Origin of the sequence: Gilliamella sp. wkB7 (genome assembly GCF_001693435.1) — a bacterium.
Taxonomy (GTDB): Bacteria; Pseudomonadota; Gammaproteobacteria; order Enterobacterales; family Orbaceae; genus Gilliamella; species Gilliamella apicola_N.
In genome coordinates this window covers 235,263-260,555 of the sequence record NZ_CM004509.1, presented here as the reverse complement: position 1 = coordinate 260,555, position 25,293 = coordinate 235,263, and the positions used below count along the sequence as shown (strand labels likewise).

Below are 25,293 nucleotides of genomic sequence, written 5' to 3'. Positions count from 1 at the left end.
TTGTTATCGTTTACGAGTTGTGAAGGAGCATATATGCATTTAGATGAAATATTAAAAAATTATAGGTCTGATAATCATGTCAATGGTTCTAGCTATATAGAGCTTCAGCCTGGCTTATCTGTGAGTGTGGTAACAGCAGAGCATTTAAATGCAGTAGATGTTTGTAAAAAATTTCCTAGTTGTAATAATCATGTATGTTTTAACTGCCAATTACAGGGTAAATTACAGGTGCAAATTAAAGATCGGCACTTTAGCACCCATAAAGGCGATTTAATCTTTGGTTTTACTGGTGGTGAAAACTTTTGCTTACAGCATTCTGATGATTTTTGTAATGTAGAAGTCATGGTAATGCCAAAATTATTAGAAGTATTGCTTGGCGATATCGATTTTCAATTTTCTTGTTTAGATCATAATATGAACTTTTTTTTACACCATCATAAGTTAGAGGCTAATAAAAATGTGCTATCTTCAGCAAGGCAACTGTACCATTTAATACGAAACACCGATTGTAGAGTGACTAACAGATTATTGTTGTATTCTTATGTTTTAGAGTATTTAAATTGGTATTTTCACGCCTTTAATAGTTGTCTAGGAAAACAAGAATTTACCCAAAGAGAATACAAACAAATTAATGTTGCACATGATTATTTGTTAAAAGATTTAAGCAGTCCTCCTACGATTGATTGGCTGGCAAAACAAGTAGGAATGAATCAAAATAAGCTAAAAAAAGGCTTTAAAAAAGTATTTGGTAAAAGTATTTATGCTTATTTTTTAGCCGAGCGTATGAATAAAGCTAAACAGTTATTAGTAACTAATAGCGTAACTGAGACAGCGATTATAATGGGTTACAGCAATATTAGTCATTTTAGCTCAGCTTTTCGTAAGCAATTTGGGGTACTACCAAAAGAAGTACGCCAACAAAATGCTTACACAATCAATAATAGTGACTAGTTCAGCTATTATTGACTTTATTTGCTGTTTGTTTATCGGTTATTGACTGCAAATTTAAAAAAACATCTGCTTCACCATTCGCTTTTTGATGCCAATCAATGATTAAAGGTGTTTTCGATGCAATTCTGGTAAAAGCATAATGTTCCATTTCTCGAACTAAGTTAGCTAATTCAGGGCACTCAAGTTTATTAAAAACTTCAGCATAGATACATTGATCAATATGTATTTGATAACAATCTTTTGACAACATGGTTTGGCTATAATTTAAGATTCCTAATTGTTGGTAACTGTCTAAAAATGCTAACCAATATTGATATACAGCCTCTTCTGGACTAGTTAATAAAGCAAAGGCTTCAGCTTGAGGCCATAACCATTGCATTTCCATATCACCTGTATCTAAAAACATTTTACGATAAAGTGGATAAGCGATTTCTTTTCCTACCGTTTCACGAAATAAACTATAACCTGATGTAAACATCGTTAAATCTTTGATTAATTTTTTCCATTCAATACTCTTCTGGGCATATTGCTCGAGTTGTTTTTTCTGTTTTTTCCAACGTATAAGCATTTTGATAACAAAAGAAGTTAATTGAAAACTATTAAGTTTACTTTTTAAAGACTGCCATACTTCAGATTGAAATAAAAATTGTTTTTGTAAAAAAACCATTCTTGGGTGAACTTTATCTACTGTATACCAATTTTTACCGTAATGTCGGAGTGTTTGTACATTATAAATATTGGATTCTAACCAACCAAAATAGTTGTTTTGGTGTTTTAGTGCATCAGTATCTCCTGTACGCCAAGAAATACCTCTTTGCTCAAGCATTTGCACTAAACATTCTCGGGTAGTCGTTGATAAAAATTCAACAGGATAAACACCATTTTTTTCTTTCAATTTGTTATTTAACCAACAATCGATTACCGCACATGCCATTAATGCAGTGAGATCGTATGAAGAAATGCTACCCTGTAACATTATGCCTTGCTTGGGTTGGTTATCAGGAAATATACAGATATAAGTATCCGGATCGGCTTTGGGTTTATGCTTAATAGATTGACCACTGCTATAGAACTTTTTCGCCAAAAAGTTAATAGTTTTAGTACTAGGATTAAAGTTAGCGATAGCTTTTGCCATAGCTAAAGGAAAGAATTGAATATGAAAGCGACTATCAAAAGTAGTAATTGGAGCAAGTTGTTGGTCATAACGCTCACTGCTTAAAGAAATGACTTCGGGTGTGCCGTAGGGGATCATGGCTAAAGGTTTTTCTTGACCAAAGAAATGAAATTGATAGGGATCTTTTTTCCAAGGCGTCGCGATAGTTTGTAATTTACCTTGCTGAAAAACGGTTATTTTTTTTGTAAAGTTAGCAAGCATTGAGTAGGGGCTTGTTTTACCACCACCGTAAGCAGCGCCCATATATAATCTAGAACAGTAAGTCCCAGTAGTGGATTTTTTGGCTTGAGCCAGTTGCATTAACATTAAGGACGTAATACCGGGCGATAACCCCATACCTGTATAAATACTGCACTGTTTTTTTTGAGCAGCTGTATGTAAGGCTAATATGGCTTTGCTGGCACTGGCACTGTCATTAATATCAATACAATCAATTCCAGCATCTAAACACAGTTGATGAGGAGCATCTAATAAACGTTCCATAGGTCCCATTGCTAAAATAGCCAAATCGTAATTTTTTAATAGCTCTATGGTTTGTTGTTTATTATTAATATCAAGGGTAACAAAAGGGATATCCTTTTGGGTTAAAGTGTTTTGACGGCTTGCGCAATTTATGGAAATATCAGGATAACTTTGTTTTAAGTATTTTAAAATACGTTGTCCAGTTTCGCCGGTACCACCAATTACAATAATCTTTTTTGCGTGAGTGATAAAAGAAGAGATTGTCATCAAATTGCCTCCGTTGCAGTTAAAGTATTATGAGTTGTAGTACTAATCTGAATAATGTTTTCAGCTAGCAATTGATTGATAATAACTTCGCTAGGGATAGCTTCATGCAGGCTATAAGCACCTGCAACTACCGTATTTTCTAATAAATATTTAGCTGTGATAGCGATCACAGTACCCGTTGCAAGATAGGTATCGCCTGTTAGTAAATTGCCTTCAATAATTCTGCCGTCAACTAATTTAATATTACATTTAATAGAATAAATAGGTGATAGTTTAAGCATATCTTTGGCAGAAGCAGAGGCTAGCCTTTTCGCTGCTTTAGTGATTTTTTCTGGGGTTTTATAGTAACCAAACAATTTGGCGATGGCACAACTAAAAGCCGCTTTAGGACCAATATTTGCCCCCCATACTTTAAGGTTTGGAATTTTATAATGATTGGTTAATCTACGCAGTTCTTCTGAATAAATTAGCATAGTACTTACTTTACCAATAGGTTCAGCAAAAGTTTGTTTATTGGCGGCTTTAAAAAAAGGAACTTTAATCAATTTATTATTAGCGATATAGCAAAAGCCACGATTTTCGCCAAAATCACCTAAGCCGACAATAATATCCCATGCTGAGTTATAGCTCCAAGCATCACGACCAGCATAACAAACTTCCAAATTTTCGATAAGTTGCTTATCAGAATAATGAGTTATTAGATAATTGGGATAGACTCCTGATAAACCTGGCAGTAATCCTGCATTAATAATAAGTGGAACAGTTGAAGGTTTCGCCATTACTAATTGACTTAGATACTTTAATAATGGATCGTAACCACCAGCATCAATATAAGGCGTTCCCGTTTGATAACATATATCTGCAACAGTCGATCCCACTATTTGTGACGGACCAATGCAAGAAATCACCAAGTCAGCTTGTTTGCAATGATGGCTAAGTAGCTTTTTATCTAATGCATCAAATTGTAAACTTGTTAATCGGTTATTATCTAAAGATAATTGAGTGTTTCGAGTCACAACACTAATTTGACATTGGCTATGTTTTAGTAAATAGTCAATGACTGTTTTTCCTACTTTACCTGTACCACCTAGAATTAAAACATTAGAATAATTATTTTGCATAAATCATTTCCTGTTTGGTACTAGTCGGTTTATTAGCCGACTAGTTAAATTTAGTATCAGTAGCTATAAGCAAAACCAATCCCAACAGTTCTGCCTCTACCAGGTGAACCAATAGTTGCATCTGGTCCCCCAGCATACATAGCAGGTATGTAATATCCCCAAAGATCATAAGTTTTATTCAGTAAATTATCCCCCCAAATATAGACTTGTGCGTTAGTACTTTTAATACTAATTCGAGCATCTAGCTTGTTGTAAGGTTTCAAACCAAAGGTATTTTGTACATCGTTTTTGCGTGAACCAATATAGCGATTGCTAATTCTGGTTTCTAAATCTAATCCAGCAATATTAAGTGGCATGGTATGTCGTAACGTAATATTTGCATTCCATTTAGCTGTATCTGGAATAGAGTTATGCTTTTTTACCTCAGCCAGACTTTTATTTGGTGTGCCTACAATTTTGGCGTTGGTATAACCTAAACCACCAATAAGTTCTAAATTCCAAGGTGTTTTCCAAAAACCATCTAACTCAACTCCATAACTTCGGGTATCATAGTTTTCGACAACCGATACAAAAGTCGCAGGGTTGTATGCCATTAAGTGTTCGCGCTTAGTATTATTATGAAAAATAGCCGTATTTAATCCCAAAGTACTGCTATCATTTTCTAACTTTAATCCTGTTTCATAGGCGTTAACATAGGCAGATTTATAAGCTTGATCTGCTACTCCTAACGTTGCAAAGTCGGTACCTTGATCATTAAATCCTCCTGTTTTATAGCCACGCGAATAAAGTGCATAGAGAGTGGCATTGTCATTTAATATAAAGTTAAATCCAAAGCGTCCTGTTGTGTAGTGATCGGTTATTTTTTGTTTATCTAAAGCCGTTGCTGGCATGTTTGGTGCTGCGTTTTTGTAAATAGAGTTTGCATACCATTTTGCTCGGTAGTTTTTCTTTTCATAAGATTGGCGAATACCTGCTGTTAGTTTAAATTTATCCGTAATGGGGTAGCTTATCTCTCCAAATATGCCAACATTATCGGTTTCGAATTTTCTATGAATATCGGCATTTAAAGGATTAACCGGATAAAAAACATCAAAAACATCATAGGTATTGCGGTGACGGTCGTTCTTATAATAGTTAATACCCGCTACCCAAAAAATAGAGTCCTCTTGTTTAGATGAAATTCTAAATTCTTGGTTAAACAAATTCTCATGAGTGATAAACGACCAATTTGAAGGGGGTCTCATACCTATTAAATGATTATAAAGATCACCTTCATAAATCGGTGATTGAGTATCAATTTTTGTATGCGAATAGCCTGTAATAGACGTAAGCACACTGTTTTCTAATTCGTGCTCTACTTTGAAATTAAAACGATAGATTTTTTTATCACTTTTATCGCTGCTATTAGGGATATCTATTTTCGGATGATGACCATAGGGACGCATCATATACATATCATCCATACCCATAGCATCTTCAACTTCTGTAATAAATAGGATCGAAGTATTTTCAGACGGTTCCCATAGTAATGAACCTCTTGCCATCTTATTTCTGAGAATACTAACCGGTTCATTATCATAACGATTATCAATAATACTATCGGTTTCATCATAAAGTACGGCCAACCGTCCACTTAGTGTATCGGATAAGGGACCACTAATAACACCTTGAGTTAATTTATGGTTATCTTCGCCAAATTCTGTTTTAAAGTCTGCTTCCAAATAAAGGGTTGGTTTTTGAGAAATGATATTAATCGCACCCGCTTCACTATTTCGACCAAATAATGTACCCTGTGGACCTTTGAGCACTTCAACACGTTCCACATCTAATAAATTTAAAGTGGTGTTTTTAATCGATTGAGGCATACCATCAACAATAATACTTACTGAACTATCATCACCGCTCATGGGTAGCACCGAACCGACACCACGCATTCGAATTGATTTTGCACCGCCCATATTACTGATAACCTGTATTCCTACTGTATCATTTAAGGCTTTTTCTAGCGTGTTTTCTTGTTGTTCGACAATCTGTTTGTTATCAATCACATTAACCGTAAAAGGAATATCTTTGGCGGATTCTTTAACATGTCTTGCAGTGACTGTCATTGTATCTACTGATGCTTCTCCGTCGGCGGGAGTATTTTCCGCGGTAGCGCTAAAGGATAAGCATAAAGCGCTAGCCAATAGTAATTTATTATTAATATTATAATTAACAGCGATTAATGGCACAGAGGACAGATTGTTTCTTAGAGTGGGTTGGCGTTTCATATTTATTTCCTAAAATTACAGATTAAATCAATTAACTAATTATTTTTTTAAGGTGTTATCATCGATTGGTAATGAGCTCTCATTTGTTGCTTCGCTATTTTTACTAGTGCTTGAATAACTTTTGCTTGTTCTTTAATAAGATAAAAATGGTTACCCTGAAAATGTTCACAATGAAAGTGTTGTGTTGTCTGTTTTTCCCATGCAAGTGCTTGTTCTTCAGTAAGTTCAGTATCTTGTAATGCCATAAATATGCTTATAGGAATATCAAACAGGTGAGGGTTAGTTTTTGGCTGCCATGATTCAATAAGTTGATAGTCATTTCTAATAATAGGTAATAACATTTGTGCTAACTCAGGATGAGTCGCTAAAGAAAAAGGCATACCATTGAGTTTTTCAATTTCATCAAGAAGTATCTCATCAGTCTCAAGATGTAAGGTGCTATAATTTTTATGGGAAGGCGCTTCGCTAGCAGAAATTACCAACTGATAGGGATTGGGTAAGTTGCGTGCTCGTAGTGCAAGACAAAGCTCATATACTACATATCCCCCCATGCTATGCCCAAACAGTAAATAAGGTTTATCAAGTAATCGTTGTTGGATTAATGCCTCAATCAATCCATTAATTAACTCATCCATATTATTAATTAGCGGTTCGGCCAACCGCTCTTCTCGACCAGGATATTGAATCGCTACCAACTCAATAGAGCTTGGTAAGGTAATTGGCCAACGTTTAAAGAAACTTGCACAGCCACCCGCATGGGGTAGGCAAATGAACCGCTGTTTAGCCAGTGGCCGGGGTTGATAAATACGACACCAAGAAGCATTGTTGTTGGTTACATTGGCTGATAGTGCACTATTCATTGGTTCTCCTTATTGCTAAACTTCTGAATTAGTGGTCTAAAATAATCTTTACTTACTTTGAAAGAATGAACATTAAATGGCTCAAGCGCTGTTAATAAGTTATCTATTGCATATTGATGATGACCGCCATTATTCATACCTTCTTTAAAATAAAGATTAACAAAACCAGCAACAAAATTATCTTGTAACTTCTGTTGCCACTCTGTAAATTCAAAGCCTTTTAATTGACAGCCTAATTCAATAAACCAATGGTAAATTTGTTCGACATTTAAACTGTCGGTTGAAACTAAATGGAAGTTTTTGCTGGTGCCATAATGGGTTTGAGTGATAGCACAAATGCTTTGTGCCACAAAATCAACCGGTACCACATTTACTTTTAAAGTTGAATGTGGATACGCTGCAATATCTAAGCAGGCTTTATAGAACTTTAAAAAAGCATCATCATTAATAAAAGGATCTTCTGTCGTTGCCCAAGTAATAGTAGCTGGACGCATGATATTGATAGGAACGCCCCGATCTCTTGCCTGATAGAAAAGATTTTCTGCCATTATTTTTGATTGTTCATAAGTTAAATCAAGATCTCGCCAACGAGTAATTGTTGTAATTTCAGGAATGGGTTCATCTTCATCGTGATCTATTAATGCATGGTGAACGGCAATAGTAGAAACATAATTCAGTTGTTTAATCTTATTAGCGATTGTTAATTTAAGAATATTAAGCGCACCTTGTACATTAGTGGGAAATAAGCTACTGAGGGGATCCATTAAATTAATAATAGAAGCGTTATGAATAATTATGTCGATTTCATTCGCTAATTGTTGATATTCCGATTCGGTTAATCCCAAATTATCTTTATCCACAGCACCACAAAAAACCTTAATGCGCTGTTCGGCTTGTGGAAGGGATACACCTTTTTCTGTAGCCGCTTTAAATAACCGATTAAAGCCTTGCTGTTCATCTTCTGCACGTAATAAACAGTAGATGTTATAGGAAGTTTTATGCAGTAACGTACTCAAGATATAGATACCTAAGTAACCATTAGCGCCTGTTAGTAATATATTTTGTGGGTGATGATCGTTATCAAATGCTTTAGCATGAGTTAAACCGACCATTGCTTGTTCAGCCATAGTGACTAAATCAATACTTTCTAACCATTTATTTTTTGAGTCATTACTGCTTTTTAATGCGGTTGCCATCTTAACAAATATACTGTTATTAAAAATTAACTCTAAGGTGGCGGGGTAACCTTTAGCCAGTAAAATGCTGAGTAGATTAATCGCTGATAAGCTAGAACCACCTACTTGGAAAAAATCATCATTTCTAGAAACCTGACTGATTTTCAATAAATCTTGCCAAATAGTTAATAGATCCTGTTCTACAGGATCTGCCGTTGGTTCTTCAAAATCTTGGCTAGTAATAGTATGGGTTTCTTCAAATAATCGACTTAATTCTTTACGATCTACCTTGCCGTTACTGCTAAGTGGTAATTGCTGAAAGACATCAATTCGTTCTGGAATCATATAATCAGGAAGATTATTCGCTAATTGCTGTTTAACTTGGACAATAAATTCAGTTTCACTTTTATCTTCTAAATTGTTTACGACAATAGCTGCAGCTAGACTGCTGGTATTATTAATTGCAATAGCTACGGCTTGTTTAATTGTAGGGATATGATTGAGTGCAGCTTCTATTTCTCCTAGTTCTATACGATATCCTCTGATTTTAGTTTGATTATCTTCACGTCCTAAAATCTCAATTATTCCTTGTGTAGTGTAAAAACCGATATCACCTGATTTATAGAGTCGTTGCCCTGTGACAGGATGATTGATGAAACGATAGGCTGTTTGTTTTTCATCAGCTATATAGCCCGTTGCTAAACCATGTCCGCCGATATACATTTCGCCAATTACATAATCAGGACATTGCTCAAGGCGCTCATTTAAAATATAAATTTGATGATTAGCTAAGGGTTTACCATATGGAATGCGTATGGTGTATTTATCACACACATTATTGATTGGATAACTCACGCACCAAATAGACGTTTCTGTTGGACCACCTAAACTAATTAACTGTAAATTAGGTAAATGTTGATTTATTAAAACCGGTAGGGTAACGGGGATTTTATCACCCGATAAAAAGGCTGTTTGTAAACTGCTTAGATTTAGTTGGTCATCCCATTCTAACCAATTAATTAACATCTGCATTTGTGCAGGAACCGAATTCCAACGAGATATTTGATGTTGCTCAATCAGATGTCCCCAATGTTCTGGATTTGTTTTTTGTTCAGCATCAGGTAATACTAAGCAACCACCTGCGGCTAAAGTACCGAAAATATCCCATACAGATAAATCAAAACTAAAACTTGCTAAACCTAGTGTTTTATCACGATGAGTTAAGCCAAAACGTCTATTGATTTCAGTTACCGTATTCCATGCTGCGAAGTGGCTAACCATTACCCCTTTAGGTCTACCTGTAGTGCCGGAGGTAAAAATAATATAGGCCGTACGATGGGTCTCTTCTGATTGTTGTTGATAACGATTAATAAACTGTTTAAAAGTGTTTGTTATGCTTGATGAATCAATATCATCAATTGCTTTCGGTTTATTAATTAATAAAATTTTTACTGAACTTAACAAATTTTCACGAAGATGGGGGTTATCAGTAATAACTAATTTTATTGCTGCATCTTCTAATATAGTCTGTTTTCTTGATGTAGGTTGTTGGCTTTCAATGGGTACATAGGTGGCATCGGCTAATAAAACACCTAATATAGCAGCTATTTGACTGGCTGATTTATTCATTATAATTGCAACATTATCACCAGATTGGCAACCTGCTTGTTGTAACTGTTGACAAATACTCAAAGCAAATTCTGCCAACTGCAAATAATTTAGATGATAATCACTCGCAATGATTGCTGGGGCATTAGGTCGGATTAGAATTTGTTGGCAGAAATCATGATGTAAGAACTGTGGTTGATAAGCAGTAAATGTATCATTGTCCTCTGCTTGACGTTGTTGCATAGCCATTGGCAATTTGATAATAACATTACTTTCCCATAGTCTTTTGTCATCAGCTAGATCATTTAATAATTCGCTTAAAGAGGCAAAAGCTGCCTCAGCCATTCCCTCAGGAAATATTCCTTGTCTGATATCCCAATCTAATTGTAATGTGCCATAGCGTTCAGTCGTTTGGCAATCTAACCATACTTGAGGTGTTTGAGTAATACCATAATGTAATTTAGCATTACGCATAAATTCATTGTCTGCAAGGTTATCGCCTTTGACGCCGAGGGTACTGGTATAAACCACGGGAACCAATATATTAGCTTGATTTTTTTGATTCATTACCCGTAATACATCAATACCTGTAAACTCATTGTGTTCTAAGTCTTGCCAAAGTTGTTCTTGTAACGCTTGACTACGCTGTATGAAAGAATGCGTTGGATTATTTCTAATGCCCAATACATTGACTGCAATAAAATCACCTACAATGTTATGTACCCCTATGTAATCAGTAGGTCGATTAAATAAAGTTAAGTTAATACAAAAATCTGGATGACGAGACCAACGCGCTAACACATCCGTAAAAGCGGTTAACACCACACTTGATGGTGTTAGTTTATGGCTAGTCGAAATTTGACAAAGTGCTCGCCAACGTTCTTTAGTCAGAGTAAAGTTAAATCTTTCAAACGTTACAATTTGGTTTTGTTGCTTGCTAATTGTTGGTAACTCTGGAGGCAATGGCATCGTTTCGAGTTGTTTTAGCCAATACTGTTTGTGTCTTTCATAGCGTTCTTGATAAAGAGGATTATTAAAAGCTTGTTTTTTGGCTAATACCACATCACGGAAAGTAATAGGGAGTTCGGCTAAACTCATTACACCATGATGGTAAGCTTCACCAAGTTCAGCTAATAAGATTTGAATACTAGCAAAATCAGCAATTAATAGATCAATAGAAAAATGTAAAATTGCTCCATGTGCGATATGGCTTAGCTGTAAATCAAATAAAGGCCATTGATTAGGATCGTAGCAACGATGCGATAGTTGCTTTCTTATGGCTAATAGCTGTTGCTCTGCCTGTTGTGCATCTAATTGACTAAAATCATTTTCGATAAGTGAAGGTAAAATTACTTCTGATTGTACTTGCTGTGTACCATCTTTTAGTATAACAGCTCGTAACATATCATGACGCATAATCAATCCATGCCAAGCTGCTTCTAATTGTTTGCCATTAGTTTTAGGTAATTCTAATTCAATATAACTATGGCAACCAACATCACCATATTCATAAAGATTACTACGACCCACCATATAAGCTAGTTGCAGATCAGTAAGTGGAAATGGTTGATAGCGTCCATGAGCATCATGTTCAATACGGTTGTTATTAACTAATGATAAATACTCAATAATTTGTTGCTTATTCTCTTTTAAATACGCTTTATATTGTTCGGTTATTACCCCAGCAGGTGCTTTAAATTTTAACTGATCACCTTCTGACCAAAGTAATACACCTTGTGAGGATAATTCGTTCAATAAAGTTTCTATAGTTATTGCTTTATTCATAGTGTACCTTCTTCAAATAGAGTGCTTTCATTAATAGCTATTGATGAGTTGGTCTGCCATTGTTGTTTGATATAATCACTTAAACTAGCAACTGTAGGTGCTGTGAATAATGCTCTAAGTGGAATAAGCTCAGGGGTAATATGTCGTTTATGGAGAAGTTGTATGATTTGAGTCGCAGTCAAACTATCACCACCACTTAAAAAGAAATCATCATCTCGAGACAGAGCAGGGCATTTCAGAACTTCTTGCCATAATTCTGCTAATTGGTGTTCCAATTCATCTCGAGGTGGTTCTTTATCTACAACGTTAGTTGTATGAGTAGCAAGTTCACTAATAATGGTTTTACGATCTACTTTACCATTAGCATTTAAAGGCAGATTTTGGTAAATGACCAAGCTGGTAGGTACCATATAATCAGGTAATAGTTGTTGTAACGATTGTTTAATATCGTGTTCAGTTGTGGTTACCCCTTGTTTTAATTGGATTGCAGCAGCCAATTGAGGTGGCATGCCGACTGTTACAGCAACAGCACGAGCAATTTCAGGTAAACCCGCTAAGGCCGATTCAATTTCACCTAATTCAATACGATGACCTCGCACTTTAACTTGGTGGTCCTGTCTGCCTAAAAACTCCAGAGTACCATCAGGCCAATAACGACCTCGGTCGCCGGTTCGATACCAACGCATTCCATTGAGTTCAACAAATCGTTCAGCCGTCAACTCAGGTGCACCACGATAACCTAGCGCAACGCCGGCACCGCCAATCCATAATTCACCTGCTACATAATCCGGGCAATCTCGACCTAACGAATCGACGACACGATAGCATTGATTTGTTAAAGGATAACCATAAGGAATGGAAGACCATTGTTCAGGTAAAGGTAAAGTAACTTCAAAGGCATTAGACCAAATACTGCCCTCTGTAGCACCGCCCATTGCCACCAATTTAGGTAGCTTGCCACAACATTGAGCAAGACGAACAGGTAAATCTAACCCTATCCAGTCCCCAGAAAGTAATACCGTTTTTAAAGGGAGTGTACGTGTATCGTGAGTCGCTACAACCAATAGCATATCTAATAAGATAGGTACAGAGTTCCATACACAAACGTCATGTTCAAAAATTAATTGTAACCAGCTGGCAGCATCTCTACGCTCTTCATCACTAATTAATACTAAACGGCCCCCCACACCCAGTAGACCAAAGATATCAAATACAGATAAATCAAAATCGAGAGAAGAAACCGCCAGAGCACAACTTGAGTTATCAATATGGTAACGCTGACAGATATCAACAATCGTATTTAAAGCCGCCTGATGACTAATCTCAACCCCTTTAGGCTCACCGGTCGAGCCGGAAGTAAAGATAATATAAGCTAAAGATTTATTATCTACTTTTACCGGTTCGGCTAATGGCTTTAAATCCATAGCAAATAGAGGTGAAATAAATTCAAATTGACTGTCTTCAAATAAGGGTTGATTACAAAGAACTAGGCGAATTTCAGCAGTATTAAAAATCTTTTGCTGACGCGAAGTTGGTTGCGTAATCGATACTGGCACATAAGCACCGCCAGCAGCTAATACCCCCAATACTGCCATGATTTGCATGGGTCCACGAGGCAGTGAAACGGCGACAGGCTCCCCAGTTTTTAATCCTTTACTGACTAACAGGCTGGCTATTTTAAGAGCTTGTGTTGTTAACTCTTTATAAGAAATCTCTTGTTCATTGTATATCAAAGCAATGGATGTTGGATTAGCTTTGGCATACGCAAAGATTGGCTCAATTAGAGTAGTGGAGGGTAAAGGCGCAGTAACTGCGTTAACCTGCTTTCTAATTAACTGTTGTGCAGTAGGTAATAGAGTAACGATAGGTTGTTGCCAATCTTGTTCAATAAATTGATTTAATAGTTGGATATAACTATTAAACATTTGATCGAGTAATCCCACAGGGAATAGGTCTTCTACTGCATCCCAAGATAATAATAAACCTCCGTCTAATTGGTATAATTGATGATCTAACCATACCTGTGGAGTTTCTGATAAACCAGAGCCAGTTAGCTGTAAAAATCCTTGTTGTTCACTATCTTGTAATAATTCATCGGCAATTCCTAATGTACTCGTAAAGACAATCGGTAGGGATCCAGAATTAATTCCCTTATTGCGGGCTAGCTCTCTTTGTACCCAAATAGAAGATATTTCACGGTGATCGAGTGCTGTAGCCAGTTCTTCTTGCAAACACTGGGCTTGATTTAATAATGATTTTGTTGCATCAGGTGCGTAAGCAATAGGTAATAATGAAGTAAAATCACCTGTAATTTGATAGATTTCTGGATGTACTGGTTGTCTATCGAACAGAGTCATATTAATCGTAATAGCTTGACCACCACTGTATTGACTGAGTACCTCAGCATAGACCAACATAATAATAACTGAAGGTGTTAAACTATGATTTTTAGCAATATTACATAAAGCAGCAAAAGTTTGTTGATTCAATTTGGCCGTTTTACGAATAAACTTAGATTGTTTAATTTGTTGTGGATCAATTCTTACCGGTAATGGTGGGGCGGCAGGTAAAGTTGCCATACGGTTGCGCCAGTATGTTTCTGCTCTCTGTAAGGCATCGGTTGAATAGCTAACTTGAGTAACATAATCTCTAAACGATAAAGTGAGTTTAGGTAATTGTAAATCTGGATTTTGATAGAAATCAGCTAATTCTTTTAGTACTAACTTAATACTAAAACCATCTAAATTCATGTAATTAAATATGATAGCTAAATAATTGCGGTTATCAGAATAGTTAAAGCTGTGTATGGCAAAAGGTAAGCTATACTTTTCATTTTGCTGTTGTTGCCACCATCCGGCAACACTCTTTTTTACTTCTAATAGATTGTCATGTTGTGTTTGGGTAATGGTATAAACAGGCCATTCTGGTAAAATTTGCTGTTCTGCTTGTTCTGTAACGATCGTATGCAACATATCATGACGTTCTACTAATTTATTCCAAGCTACCGTTAGTCTTTGTAAATCAATTCTTTCTCCATCTAGTTCGACTAAATAGTGAGTACCACAATTTAGAGGTAGACCGGGTGCTTGTCCCATCCAGTAAGCACGTTGTACTTCAGTTAAAGGGAATGGTTGATAGCGATTTTTTAAATCAGCTACGACTTGTTGCTCTATTTTTTGTTCGGTTTCGGTTAAAGTAGCAGCAAAATCAGCTAATTTAGGTTTAGCAAACAGTTGACGTAAGGGTTGTTCGGTATCTAACCCTAATTGTTTTAAGTGTGAAATGACTTGGGTAGCTAATAAACTGTCACCGCCTAATGTAAAGAAGCTATCCGTGCGTCCTACTTGATCTACTTTTAAAATAGTTTGCCAGACTTGAGCCACTTGTTGCTCAATGATTGTTTGAGGCGCTTCAAAAATAGCTTCGGTATTATTTATTTGATTAGCAAGTTCACTAATAATGGTTTTACGATCTATTTTACCATTAGCATTTAAAGGCAGATTTTGGTAAATGACTAAGCTGGTAGGTACCATATAGTCAGGTAATAGTTGCTGTAACGATTGTTTAATATCGTGTTCAGTTGTGGTTACCCCTTGCTTTAATTGGATTGCAGCAGCCAATTGAGGTGGCATGCCGACTGTTACAGCAACAGCACGAGCAATTTCAGGTAAACCCGCTAAGGCCGATTCAATTTCACCTAATTCAATACGATGACCTCGCACTTTAACTTGGTGGTCCTGTCTGCCTAAAAATTCCAGAGTACCATCGGGCCAATAACGACCTCGGTCGCCGGTTCGGTACCAACGCATTCCGTTGAGTTCAACAAATCGTTCAGCCGTCAACTCAGGTGCACCACGATAACCTAGCGCAACGCCGGCACCACCAATCCATAATTCACCTGCTACATAATCCGGGCAATCTCGACCTAACGAATCGACGACACGATAGCATTGATTTGTTAAAGGATAACCATAAGGAATGGAAGACCATTGTTCAGGTAAAGGTAAAGTAACTTCAAAGGCATTAGACCAAATACTGCCCTCTGTAGCACCGCCCATTGCCACCAATTTAGGTAGCTTGCCACAACATTGAGCAAGACGAACAGGTAAATCTAACCCTATCCAGTCCCCAGAAAGTAATACCGTTTTTAAAGGGAGTGTACGAGTATCGTGAGTCGCTACAACCAATAGCATATCTAATAAGATAGGTACAGAGTTCCATACACAAACGTCATGTTCAAAAATTAATTGTAACCAGCTGGCAGCATCTCTGCGCTCTTCATCACTAATTAATACTAAACGGCCACCCACACCCAGTAGACCAAAGATATCAAATACAGATAAATCAAAATCGAGAGAAGAAACCGCCAGGGCACAACTTGAATTATCAATATGGTAACGCTGACAGATATCAACAATCGTATTTAAAGCCGCCTGATGACTAATCTCAACCCCTTTAGGCTCACCGGTCGAGCCGGAAGTAAAGATAATATAAGCTAAAGATTTATTATCTACTTTTACCGGTTCGGCTAATGGCTTTAAATCCATAGCAAATAGAGGTGAAATAAATTCAAATTGACTGTCTTCAAATAAGGGTTGATTACAAAGAACTAGGCGAATTTCAGCAGTATTAAAAATCTTTTGCTGACGCGAAGTTGGTTGTGTAATCGATACTGGCACATAAGCACCGCCAGCAGCTAATACCCCCAATACCGCCATGATTTGCATGGGTCCACGAGGCAGTGAAACGGCGACAGGCTCCCCAGTTTTTAATCCTTTACTGACTAACAGATTGGCTATTTTAAGAGCTTGTGTTGTTAACTCTTTATAAGAAATCTCTTGTTCATTGTATATCAAAGCAATTGATGTTGGATTAGCTTTGGCATACGCAAAGATTGGCTCGATTAGAGTAGTGGAGGGTAAAGGCGCAGTAACTGCGTTAACCTGCTTTCTAATTAACTGTTGTGCAGTAGATAATAGAGTAACGATAGGTTGTTGCCAATCTTGTTCAATAAATTGATTTAATAGTTGGATATAACTATTAAACATTTGCTCAAGCATACCAATAGGGAATAGTTCCTCCACTGCGTCCCAAGAAAGATCCAACTCACCATCAAATTCATAAAGCTGATGGTCTAGCCATACCTGTGGTGTTTCTGATAAACCACCACTTACAAAAGCAGGAAAACTTTGGTTTTGCGTTACAAATAAATCTTGTCCTAAACCAAGAGTACTTGTAAACACTACAGGTAAGGCAGCAGTAGCCATGCCCATCGTTTTAGAACGCTCTCTTTGTATCCAAATAGAAGATATGGTTTTATGCTCTAATGCGTCGACAATTTCTTGTTGCATTGCTTTAGCTTGCTCAATAACAGAATGTGCACTATTGGGGTAATAACCCACTGGGGCAAGAGTAGTGAAATCGCCTGCAATTTGATTAATCTGTGGATGAATATTTGGTCTATCAAAAAGAGTTAAATTGATCGATAGAGGTTGGTTTGCAGACCATTGTGCAAGAATATGAGCATAGGCAGTCAACAAGATAACCGAAGGGGTTAGCTGGTGTTGTCGTGCTTTAGATTTTAGTTGTGACCACTGATTAGCTGATAACCGATGACTATAACGTTTAAAAATAACTTGATTAAGTTGTTCCGGTTGTTTTGCTATTGGTAGTTGTGGCGCTAAAGGTAATGTATTTAGTTTTTCTAACCAAAAAGTTTTATCATTATTTTTTGTTCTATTGTCAGTTTCTATTTGAGTGACAAAATCTCTAAATGATAAATCTAAAGCTGGCAGGGTTGTATTACTATTTTCATATAGCATAGCCAGTTGTTGCAGAATCAGTTTAATGCTGAAACCATCTAAGGTCAGGTAGTTAAAAATAATGCCAATACGACAACGTTGCTGACCATATTTAATAGCATAGAGGTGATGATTATAGTTCTTAGTTAAACGTTGTTGTTGCCAATAATCATGAATGATTTGTTGGGCCTTTGCGGCTGAATTTGTGTTCAGAGAAATAGTATATAATTCGACAGGAACAGCATGTTGTAAGATAGTTTGGTTACCTTCTGTATCTATGGTAACCCGCATCATTTCATGGTATCTAACTAATTGATTCCATGCTTGATTAAACTTTGTTAGATCAACATTGGTGCCATCTAGCTCTACTAAATAATGAGTACCACAATTTAGAGGCAGACCGGGTGCTTGTCCCATCCAGTAAGCACGTTGTACTTCAGTTAAAGGGAATGGTTGATAGCGATTTTTTAAATCAGCTACAACTTGTTGCTCTATTTTTTGTTCGGTTTGAGTTAAAGTAGCCGCAAAATCAGCTAATTTTGGTTTAGCAAACAGTTGACGTAAGGGTTGTTCGGTATCTAACCCTAATTGTTTTAAGTGTGAAATGACTTGGGTAGCTAATAAACTGTCACCGCCTAATGCAAAGAAACTATCCGTGCGTCCTACTTGATCTACTTTTAAAATAGTTTGCCAGACTTGAGCCACTCGTTGCTCAATGATTGTTTGAGGCGCTTCAAAAATAGCTTCGGTATTATTTATTTGATTAGCAAGTTCACTAATAATGGTTTTACGATCTACTTTACCATTAGCATTTAAAGGCAGATTTTGGTAAATGACTAAGCTGGTAGGTACCATATAATCAGGTAATAGTTGTTGTAACGATTGTTTAATATCGTGTTCAGTTGTGGTTACCCCTTGTTTTAATTGGATTGCAGCAGCCAATTGAGGTGGCATGCCGACTGTTACAGCAACAGCACGAGCAATTTCAGGTAAACCCGCTAAGGCCGATTCAATTTCACCTAATTCAATACGATGACCTCGCACTTTAACTTGGTGGTCCTGTCTGCCTAAAAACTCCAGAGTACCATCAGGCCAATAACGACCCCGGTCGCCGGTTCGATACCAACGCATTCCATTGAGTTCAACAAATCGTTCAGCCGTCAACTCAGGTGTACCACGATAACCTAGCGCAACGCCGGCACCACCAATCCATAATTCACCTGCTACATAATCCGGGCAATCTCGACCTAACGCATCAACGACACGATAACATTGATTTGTTAAAGGATAACCATAAGGAATGGAAGACCATTGTTCAGGTAAAGGTAAAGTAACTTCAAAGGCATTCGACCAAATACTGCCCTCTGTAGCACCGCCCATTGCCACCAATTTAGGTAGCTTGCCACAACATTGAGCAAGACGAACAGGTAAATCTAACCCTATCCAGTCCCCAGAAAGTAATACCGTTTTTAAAGGGAGTGTACGTGTATCGTGAGTCGCTACAACCAATAGCATATCTAATAAGATAGGTACAGAGTTCCATACACAAACGTCATGTTCAAAAATTAATTGTAACCAGCTGGCAGCATCTCTACGCTCTTCATCACTAATTAATACTAAACGGCCACCCACACCCAGTAGACCAAAGATATCAAATACAGATAAATCAAAATCGAGAGAAGAAACCGCCAGAGCACAACTTGAGTTATCAATATGGTAACGGTGACAGATATCAACAATCGTATTTAAAGCCGCCTGATGACTAATCTCAACCCCTTTAGGCTCACCGGTCGAGCCGGAAGTAAAGATAATATAAGCTAAAGATTTATTATCTACTTTTACCGGTTCGGCTAATGGCTTTAAATCCATAGCAAATAGAGGTGAAATAAATTCAAATTGACTGTCTTCAAATAAAGATTGATTACAAAGAACTAGGCGAATTTCAGCAGTATTAAAAATCTTTTGCTGACGCGAAGTTGGTTGTGTAATCGATACTGGCACATAAGCACCGCCAGCAGCTAATACCCCCAATACCGCCATGATTTGCATGGGTCCACGAGGCAGTGAAACGGCGACAGGCTCCCCAGTTTTTAATCCTTTACTGACTAACAGGCTGGCTATTTTAAGAGCTTGCGTAGTTAACTCTTTATAAGAAATCTCTTGTTCATTGTATATCAAAGCAATTGACGTTGGATTAGCTTTGGCATACGCAAAGATTGGCTCGATTAGAGTAGTGGAGGGTAAAGGCGCAGTAACTGCGTTGACCTGCTTTCTAATGAACTGTTGTGCAGTAGGTAATACCTGAAATGGTGATTGCTGCCAAGCATTAGCGTCTTCACTTAAAGCTATTAACAACTGACAGTATGCATCAAACATGACATCAATTAAACCATTAGGAAAGAGTTCTTCGACACTATCCCAAGCCAGAAGTAGACCATCATTGATTTCATAGACTTGGTGATCTAACCAAACTTGTGGAGTTTGTGAAATCATATAATGCAGATCACCTAACGTTTGCGAGGTTGCCATATCCAGTAGTGGTGTACCGAGATTACATGCAAATACCACTGGCGCAATGATACCTTGTTGGTTATTGAATCGTGCCATTTCTCTTTGTATTTCTACTGCAGAGTAAGTGGAATAGGCAACATTTTTATGAAATTGTTGTTGAAGCTGAATAGCTTGTTCAGCAAAGCTGTGTGATTGACTATAGTCACAATCTAATAATAATAAATTGGTAAAATCCGCTACGACATGTTCAATATCAGGCTCTTCTACATTACGGTCAAATAAGGGGATATTAAGTAAAAAGTTTGTATGGTTACTCCAACGAGCTAACACATAACCATAGGCACAGGCCAGAGTCATGGCAGGGGTAATTTTATGTTTAGCAGCTTGTTGTTTGAGATTTTGCCATTGATTATGGTTAAGAACAAAAGTTCGCCTAGTAAACTCTGGTTTAGTTATTTGTTTACTGAGAACGGGTAATTGTGGCCCTACTGGTAATTCTGTTAAACGTTGATTCCAATAGTTTTTGGATGTTTGGTAATTAGCTTGTTTGCGTTGTTGTTCTTTAGCTAGATAATGGGCAAAACTCCAATCATTAGGAGCTTTTAAAGGGAGTTCTTGCCTATAAAGTTGTGCTAAATCTCTTAAAATAATATTTAAACTTTGTACATCAGCCACAAGTAAATCAATATCGAAATGAAGTCTGGATTTACTGTTAGCTAATAACGAAAGTTCAAGACCTATAACTTGGCCATGCTCAATTGCTAATTTACGATGGGAAAGTCGTTTCCGAATTTCTGCTAAACGTTGTGTACATTGTTCAGCAGTTAGTTTTCGTAGATCGTGTACTATTAATGGAGCATTATTATTAGCTGCTTTGATTTGTTGTTGGCCATTTTCAGTAAAGCTTGCTCTTAGCATCGGGTGATGTTGAATTAATTGGCTAAATGCTAAATTTAATTGCTCTGGATTATTAAGGTGACCATCAATTTCTAAATAAGCATGGCAGGCAACTCCACCTAGTTCTCTATTATCGTCACGACCAATCCAATAAGCATATTGAACATCGGTTAAAGGAAATGGTTCATTTTTAACTTGATCTATCGCAGTAGCTGAACTGGTAACAGAGGTAATCTCACTAAAAGACTTTAATAATAATGTTTGCCATTGTTGTAAGGTTGGATGCTCTATTAGTTCAGCAAAGGTGATATTATAGCCAGATTTACGCCATTGACTAACCAAACGCATAATATGTAATGAGTCGAGCCCACTTTCAATGAGGTTATCCGTATCTTTAATCTCACCTGTTCCATGTGGTAATAATTTCTTTATTTGATCATAAATTTCGTCATAACTAATATCCGTTACTGATAGAGACATCATTATCCCTCCATCCTCGTCACTGGTTTTTGTTCTCTAACCACTAAATAGCGTGATATGCAACTAAGCTTTTCGATGGTTTCTTCTAGTTCTCGTTCAGGTAATGATTGATCAATAATGCCAGCACCTGCTTGCAACCAAACTTGTCCGTTTTGTTGATAAAGACTTCGCAATACAAGAGCTGCATCTAAACTACCATTGCTATCAACAATCATTACGCTACCACTATAAGCCCCGCGTTTGTTTGCCTCATGATATCGAATGGCGGCTAAAGCTTCACGTTTGGGTATACCAGATGCAGTTACAGCAGGAAAGAGTGATTTAAAAGCATGCCAAGAAGTTAAATTAGGTTTTAATTTACCTGTAACACGTGACGCTAGATGTTGTACTGTGCCACGTTTGGATACTGTCATAAATTTTGGAATAACAACGGTGTGTTTTTCGCAAACACGTTCTAATTCTTCAAAAGCAAGTTTTACAGATACGGCATGTTCGGCGATTTCTTTAGTATCATTAATTAACTCGTCATAAAGTTTTGCTGACTGTTCTGGATCATCTTGTTTTAAGGCTCTAGTGCCGGCTAAAGGTTGAGTGCTTACTATGCGTTCTTTATTAACTTCTAATACTGTTTCTGGGCTAAAACCAATAAGTTTTAGATCATTAAAATTAAGTACAAAAGAGCGAGCAGGGGTATTATGTTTGCGACCAAGTTGATAGCTGGCCACAAGATCGATATCAGCCGGAATCGGAACTTTTCTGGATAAAATAATCTTTTGGTATTGACCTGCTTTAATTTCATTAACTGCGATTGCTACTTTTTCTTTATAAAGTTCAGCATTAGTTGAACGAATGATCGCTTCATTTTCTTTGAATGTATTATTAATTTTTGGATCGGTATGATTAAGTTGATCTAACTTTGTTACAACAGCATGCAGTTGTTGTAAGCCTTCCTCTGTTATACTTCTAAGTAATGCTTGGTTATGAGTAAATCTAACTTCTTGACTAGGAATAAATAGTTGTAATAATGTTTCATCATTATTACTTATATAATCTGGATCGTGGAAGATATGAGCTAATTCAAACTTACTCGCACCATAAGCACGCCAATCGGCAATGGGTAAAGAAGCTAATGCCGCATTAATATTGTCTATAATCTCAGCTTGGTCCCAATACTGTTGTTGTTGGTTATAACAAATGATCGCTTTGTCTGCAGAAACTGTAAGTTGTGCAATATTACCCAAACCAACTGACCATTCACCATTATGCTCATAGACTGCATATTGTTCATTTAGTTTTTCGTTAATCAACGCAACAGCAAGATCTAATGGCTGATTATTAATGCTAATTAATTGTTCAAAGTAAGTTTGTTGTTGATTATTTCTCATTTGTTGTTCACCTATAATAGATAAGCTGCGTTTGTCAATTTTTCCTACAGAGGTTAATGGCCATTTAGTCAAGTGTTCTAATTGATCAGGCAATTTGTAAAAAGCTATACCTTGTTGTTTAAGAAAATTTCTAACATCGCTTAAAGTTATTTGTTTATTAGAGGAAATAATGAAAGCACAACTTCGCTCTCCTAACCGACTATCTTTAACGGGTACTACGGCACAGCTTTCTATAGAGGGGTACTCAATAAGCTTTTGTTCTATTTCTGCCGCCGCAATTTTTTCACCTGCACGATTGATCTGTTCTTTGATACGTCCTTCAACAATTACATTACCTGTGCTGGTAAATTTCACTAAATCCCCCATACGGTAATAATTATCTTTGGTAAAACTAGTTTTATTTTGTTCGGTTGCTCGATAATAACCATGAATGGTGTAAGGGCCTTTGGTAATCATTTCCCCAGTAGCACCGATTTTTAAAGGTTGATCATTTTCATCAACGATTAATACTTGATCGTGCGGAGAAATAGGACGGCCTTGAGTATTGAAAATAACTTCATCACTATCATCCAATCGGGTACAGCAAATCAGACCTTCCGCGGTACCAAATACTTGTTGCAGTTGACAATGCATAGCTTGTTTAATTTGTTTTGCAATACTTGCTTCTAATCGAGAGCCTCCTATTTGAATCAGTTTCAAGCTAGTAATATCAGTATCATCCCATTCCCTTGCATTAGCCCATAATTGCGCAAGGGGAGGAACAAGAGCAGTAATGGTAACTTTGTGTTGTTTAATGAGATTGAAACCTTCATCAAAACTGGTTGTTTTACTCAGTACTACGCGTCCTCCTTTTGATAAAACACCCAATAAACCAGGGCAAGATAAAGAGAAGTTATGAGCAATGGGAAGTACGTTAAGATAAACGCTATTGCTATCAATCTTACAAATTTCCGCCATAGCTCTCGCGTTATAACAGTAGTCAGCATGTGTACGAGGAATTAGTTTAGGTGTGCCTGTTGTACCGCCAGATAATAATAAAATAGCAGGATCTAAGTAATGAGGCTCACTAACTGTGAAAGGCGTAGAGTGATAATATTGACTTAACGTAAAGTCTGGATCTTGTTCATTATCAATGTTGATCACTCTAGTATTAGTAAAGTGAGTAGTGATATCATCAATCAAAGGTTGGTAATTAGTGCCTAAAAATCTATTAGGTACAATATAAAGTTTGGGTTCAGCTAATTTACATAAGGCGTGAATGTCTTGCTGCCTTTGTGATGGCATAGCTAAGATAGGTAATGCCCCTAACCGAATTAAGGCAAAAAAGCTAATTATAAAACCGATACAATTAGGTAATTGCAATAAAACACGATCGTTAGGGCGTACCTTAAGATGATAAAATCCCGCTGCCAATAACTCTACTTGTTGATTGAGCTCTTGATAAGTAAGTTTTTTATTACCAGAAATAATAGCTATATTACTACTATAGCATTTACACCAATTATTGAGTTCAGCACCAATTGATAGTTTGTGCCAATATCCCAGTTCTAAATATTGCTTTTGTTCTTCTATACTCCAAGTTGCTGTTTCAGAATTTGTCATTGCATTAACCTTTTTTAGTAAGTCATAATTTAATTAAACTTCCATTCGATTATGCTAATTAATATGTTTATAAATAAGAATGATTATCATTCATAAGTTAAACGTTTAATTTAAAAACTTCTCCCCTTATCGGTTAAAAATAACCCTATCAGATTTATTTTTTTAGAATTTTTCTGATTTTTATAGATAACTATTTATTTTTTAACAAATAAAAAATCATGAGATGATTTAATAAATAAGAAATTTTTTGATCAGGGTAATGTTGATTTGTTTAATGCATTTACTATCTGTTTAAAATTGAGTGACCAGCAAAAGTTCTTTATTTTTAATAATAGTCTATGCATAAGAACTTTTTGCGCACTAACTTTGGTCATGCCGAGTAACAAAGGTTGAACAAAGTGAGTTGAAGTGAATATTTAATAGTGTGTCGCTAATTTAGGACTATAAGAGATAAAAATAAAATTGAGTACCTAATAAGCTAATTGAACTTTAGCTCGATGTCATCGTTGTTATGGAAGTTGCTTCAAGTACATATAAAGTGTCTGATTATTAAGATACTTGGGGTAAACATAATGGTGGGATTATATCTTTGTGTTGGATATTTAGGTTACAAAGTCTGCTTATAAAACGCCATAATGATAAATAACATTAGCAATATCGCAAGATAAACAGGTATATATTGAAAATTATTGATATTGATTAGGGTGGAGTTTGATAATAATATTTGAATAATTGAAAGTGCATTTTAAATTTAGATTACTTATATATTTTTGATAAAATTCAATATTTTTATGCTTATTAATTAAATCATTTTGGGCATTTAAAGATGATATAAGGCTTGCTTGCAAATAAGAAAAAAATATTTTTTTGTATTATATAAGAAAATTCCTTGTAATAAATATAATGTATATTCACCAAATGACTTAAAAATCTTTTAAAAATAA

The 25,293-nt window shown here is 36.4% G+C and carries 8 protein-coding genes; 1 reads left to right on the top strand and 7 read right to left on the bottom strand.

The genetic code is table 11. The features are described 5' to 3' along the window. Positions 1–33: 33 nt before the first annotated feature. Positions 34–951: a helix-turn-helix transcriptional regulator gene (locus A9G17_RS01110; RefSeq protein WP_065737112.1), complete on the top strand. Its 918-nt coding sequence runs from the start codon at positions 34–36 to the stop codon at positions 949–951. 1 nt (position 952) lies between these two features. Here A9G17_RS01110 and A9G17_RS01105 read toward each other — a convergent pair whose 3' ends face one another. From A9G17_RS01105 to A9G17_RS01075, 7 genes are read right to left on the bottom strand one after another with little or no spacing between them, the layout of a single operon-like run. Further along, complete coding sequence (locus tag A9G17_RS01105) at positions 953–2,854, bottom strand: saccharopine dehydrogenase NADP-binding domain-containing protein (protein WP_065737111.1); 1,902 nt, start codon at positions 2,852–2,854, stop codon at positions 953–955. After that, entirely contained in the window at positions 2,854–3,975 is a 1,122-nt protein-coding gene (locus A9G17_RS01100; RefSeq protein ID WP_065737110.1) for a saccharopine dehydrogenase NADP-binding domain-containing protein, read from the bottom strand. The genes A9G17_RS01105 and A9G17_RS01100 overlap by 1 nt, the downstream gene beginning before the upstream one ends. Positions 3,976–4,031: 56 nt before the next feature. Next, positions 4,032–6,245 (bottom strand): TonB-dependent receptor, encoded by a 2,214-nt coding sequence (locus tag A9G17_RS01095; RefSeq protein WP_081301627.1) that lies wholly within the window; start codon positions 6,243–6,245, stop codon positions 4,032–4,034. A gap of 47 nt (positions 6,246–6,292) precedes the next feature. Then, positions 6,293–7,105, bottom strand: coding sequence for a thioesterase II family protein (locus tag A9G17_RS01090; RefSeq protein ID WP_065737109.1), 813 nt, complete (start codon positions 7,103–7,105; stop codon positions 6,293–6,295). Next, entirely contained in the window at positions 7,102–11,673 is a 4,572-nt protein-coding gene (locus A9G17_RS01085; protein ID WP_065737108.1) for a non-ribosomal peptide synthetase, read from the bottom strand. The genes A9G17_RS01090 and A9G17_RS01085 overlap by 4 nt, the downstream gene beginning before the upstream one ends. After that, a complete protein-coding gene (locus A9G17_RS01080) occupies positions 11,670–21,365 on the bottom strand; it encodes a non-ribosomal peptide synthetase (RefSeq protein WP_065737107.1) in 9,696 nt (3,231 codons plus the stop codon). The genes A9G17_RS01085 and A9G17_RS01080 overlap by 4 nt, the downstream gene beginning before the upstream one ends. Next, entirely contained in the window at positions 21,365–24,349 is a 2,985-nt protein-coding gene (locus A9G17_RS01075; RefSeq protein ID WP_065737106.1) for a salicylate synthase, read from the bottom strand. The genes A9G17_RS01080 and A9G17_RS01075 overlap by 1 nt, the downstream gene beginning before the upstream one ends. Positions 24,350–25,293: the final 944 nt, after the last annotated feature.

What these genes read in the sequence shown, in the direction of transcription:
- A9G17_RS01080 (WP_065737107.1), bottom strand. Translation starts at nt 21,365, where the DNA reads ATGATGTCTCTATCAGTAACGGATATTAGTTATGACGAAATTTATGAT.
- A9G17_RS01100 (WP_065737110.1), bottom strand. Translation starts at nt 3,975, where the DNA reads ATGCAAAATAATTATTCTAATGTTTTAATTCTAGGTGGTACAGGTAAA.
- A9G17_RS01110 (WP_065737112.1), top strand. Translation starts at nt 34, where the DNA reads ATGCATTTAGATGAAATATTAAAAAATTATAGGTCTGATAATCATGTC.
- A9G17_RS01075 (WP_065737106.1), bottom strand. Translation starts at nt 24,349, where the DNA reads ATGACAAATTCTGAAACAGCAACTTGGAGTATAGAAGAACAAAAGCAA.
- A9G17_RS01105 (WP_065737111.1), bottom strand. Translation starts at nt 2,854, where the DNA reads ATGACAATCTCTTCTTTTATCACTCACGCAAAAAAGATTATTGTAATT.
- A9G17_RS01095 (WP_081301627.1), bottom strand. Translation starts at nt 6,245, where the DNA reads ATGAAACGCCAACCCACTCTAAGAAACAATCTGTCCTCTGTGCCATTA.
- A9G17_RS01085 (WP_065737108.1), bottom strand. Translation starts at nt 11,673, where the DNA reads ATGAATAAAGCAATAACTATAGAAACTTTATTGAACGAATTATCCTCA.
- A9G17_RS01090 (WP_065737109.1), bottom strand. Translation starts at nt 7,105, where the DNA reads ATGAATAGTGCACTATCAGCCAATGTAACCAACAACAATGCTTCTTGG.